Here is a 3,075-nt window from a genome sequence, read left to right on the forward strand (position 1 = left end):
CTACTTTTATGAGCGAACTGTTTTTTGATACGATCGACGAATCCGAAATCCCCGCAGGGATGGCCCGCGTGCGATACGAGGCGGGCGCGGTCGAGCCGCTGTACGCCAACGACGAGTTCTTCAGCCTGCTGGGCTACCAGCGTCGATCCCCCGACGATTTCTACCCCCTCGACGTGCGGAACTCGCACGGTTGGCGCGCGTTCTGCGGCCAGCTGCGCGCGCATATCGAGGCAGGCGAGACGGACTTCGAGATCGAGGTGAACCAGGAGACGGCAACCGGCACGCTGCTGTGGACGATGGCGCGGTGCCGTCACGACGCGCGGCGCGGCACGGTCACCTGCCTCGTGCTGGACGTCAGCTCGTGGATGGATACCTCCGAGCGCCTGCGCATGAGCGAGGACGCGTTTCGCATCGCCGCGCAGATGAGCGGCAAGAACATCGCCACGTTCGACCTGGCCGACCGCGCGCTCACCATGCAGGGCGCGGTGGAGGGCTACCTGACGGCGCCCGCGCGCATGGTGAACGTGCCCGACAGCGCCATCGCCGCCGGCATGATCGCGCCTGAGCACGTGGAGCTGTACCGGTCGCTGTACCGCGACATGGAGACGGGCGTGCCGCGCGGGGGCGTCATGCTGCGCATGCGGGACTTCGACACGCGGCGGTTCCGCTGGTACCAGGTCGATTACTCGCTCGTGTTCGACGGCGAGAACCGTCCGGTGTACGCCGTCGTCGCGTTCGGCGACACCACCGAGCGGCACGAGCGCGAGCTGGTGCAAAAGGCGCGGGCCGAGCGCGACGCGCTCACGGGCGTGCTGAACCGCGCGACGTTCGAGGACGGTTGCACGCGCATCATCGAGCGGTCCGAAGTCGACCACGGGCACGCGCTCATCATGGCCGACCTCGACCGCTTCAAGACGACGAACGACCGCTACGGCCACGTGGCGGGCGACCGCGTGATCGTGGAGTCGGTGGCGGGCGTGGTCAGCGCGGTGCGCGACGACGACCTCGTGGGACGCGTGGGCGGCGACGAGTTCATGGTGTGCCTGCGGGGCATCTCGTCGCACCTCATGGTGGAGGCCGTCGCGCAACGCATGTGCGCGGCGGTGCGCGAGGCCGCCGAGGCCTCCGACGACGACCACGGGCCGGTGTCCATCAGCCTGGGCATCGCCCTGTATCCGCAGGACGGCGTCACGTACGAAGAGCTGTACCGCAAGGCCGACAAGGCCCTGTACTGCGCCAAGCGCGCGGGCGGCGGCACCTACGCGTTCTACCGCGACGAGCCGGCGGCGTCCTAGCGCCCGGCGCTACTCCCAGCCCGGCTTCCCCACGCCGCCCTGCTCGATGGTGTCGAGCAGCCCTTGGCGGTCGAACACGCCCACCTTGCGGTAGATGTTGCTCACGTGGTGCTTCGCGGTGCCCTGCGCGATGGACAGCTCGTCGCAGATATAGCGCACGGTGCGCCCGCGGGCCAGCAGCACGAGCACCTCGGCCTCGCGGTTCGTCAGGCGGCACATCCGCGCGATGGCGGCGCACTTCTGCTCGAGGCTGGCGTCGGCGGTTTCCTCGCGCGAGGTGGCGTAGAGCTTCTGCACGTCGGTTTGCGTGAAGAACAGCATGCCCACCAGCACGAGCGCCAGCACGCCCACGAGGAACACCTCGGAGCGCAGCGCCTCCGACCACAGCGCCGCGTTCAGTAGCTGGTCCGCGGCGAACGACCCGATGAGCGTGCCGGTGCGGGCGCAGAGGATGACCAGGCCGAACGACAGCGCCACGGGTATGCGCCCGCGGAACGCCACGTCGGTGGACACCAGCATCATGAACATGTCGAGGCAGTACACGCCCATGATGACCAGCCCCGCGCCCAGGAAGCGGTACGGCGCGGGCAGCAGCAGAAGCAGGATGAGCCCCGCCACCATCGCGGGGATGACGGGGCGGTACAGCGCGATGGGCTCGGCGGCCGAGGGCGCCACCACCATCGACAGCGTGATGGCGGCCAGCGCGCAGCCCGCCAGCAGCAGCGCCTTCGCGGTGAACGCGGCATCGCCCTCGGCGAACGTGTTCACCATGCCCTGCGAGGCCCCGTACACGATGCTGATCACGAGGATGCAGGCGAAAATGCGCCCCACGGGGATGGTGCGCACGTCGAGCGGCAGCACCGAGGGCTCGCGGCGCGGCTCGCGCTTGCAGGCCACCAGCACCGCGGCCGACACGATGGGCAGCGCCGCCGTGAACGCCACGGCCGCCGCCTCGGGCAGCGCGTACGCGACGAAGAACAGCACGAACGCGAACGTGTACGACACGTACAGGTGCCGCCCGACGCGTCCGGTGGCCAGCGCGCTCCACAGCTCGCCCCACATGATGAGCAGCAGCGCGTTGCCCAGCGACAGCGACACGGTGCCGGCAAGGAACCAAGTGAACCCCGCGGCTCCTGAGCCCAGCGTCAGCGCGATGGGCAGCGTCACGGTGCCCGCGGCGGTCAGGCCGCCCGCAGCGAGGAAGCTTGCGCGATGCGTGAGGAACGGCGAGAGTCGCCGTGCGAGCGCCACCACCACGAGGTAGCCCACGGTGGTCAGCACGAGCACCCACAGCGTGGTGTTGCCCGCGAACGGGAAGCGGTCGGTGGTGGGCAGCAGCACGTCGGTGCACATGCTGATCATCCACCAGGCTTGCCAGAATCCCAAACCCAGCAAGCGCCAGCCGGAGAAGCCAACGTGGTCGTCATCCTGCGGTTTCGTGCGCATCGCTCCCCATTCCCATCCCTCGTCGCGTCGCTTCAAACCTAGCAAAACAGGCGGGGGAGCGCAAGCGGGAACCCTGGTTGAGGCATGGGCCGCAACGGCCCATGTTGCGGGTTTCGGCGAAAATGGGCCGCTTCGCCAGATGTCCGCGCGCGGCCGTTCGGCCAGGATGGGGCTATGCGGAACAAGGGATTCCGCTCATCGAGGGAAGGGGTTTCCAATGACCGACATCATGAAGAACGGGCTGTCCCGCCGTGCGTTCCTGGGCCTGGGCGCAACCGCGGCCGTCGCCGCCGGCGCGGGCCTAGCCGGCTGCTCGCCCGCGGCGAGCGCAGGC

2 protein-coding genes are annotated in these 3,075 nt (G+C 69.1%); one reads left to right on the forward strand and one right to left on the reverse strand.

What is annotated here, in order from left to right:
- Positions 1-1,295 (forward strand): sensor domain-containing diguanylate cyclase (locus HMPREF1023_RS09000; protein ID WP_232228706.1); only part of this gene is annotated, 1,295 nt, incomplete at its 5' end.
- 9 nt (positions 1,296-1,304) lie between these two features.
- Here HMPREF1023_RS09000 and HMPREF1023_RS09005 read toward each other — a convergent pair.
- Positions 1,305-2,741: a response regulator transcription factor gene (locus HMPREF1023_RS09005; protein ID WP_035578764.1), complete on the reverse strand. Its 1,437-nt coding sequence runs from the start codon at positions 2,739-2,741 to the stop codon at positions 1,305-1,307.
- Positions 2,742-3,075 lie beyond the last annotated feature (334 nt).

Source organism: Eggerthella sp. 1_3_56FAA (assembly GCF_000185625.1).
Lineage (GTDB): Bacteria > Actinomycetota > Coriobacteriia > Coriobacteriales > Eggerthellaceae > Eggerthella > Eggerthella lenta.

Excerpts from the sequence above, each read along its gene's own strand:
- HMPREF1023_RS09005 (WP_035578764.1), bottom strand. The coding sequence starts at position 2,741 with ATGCGCACGAAACCGCAGGATGACGACCACGTTGGCTTCTCCGGCTGG.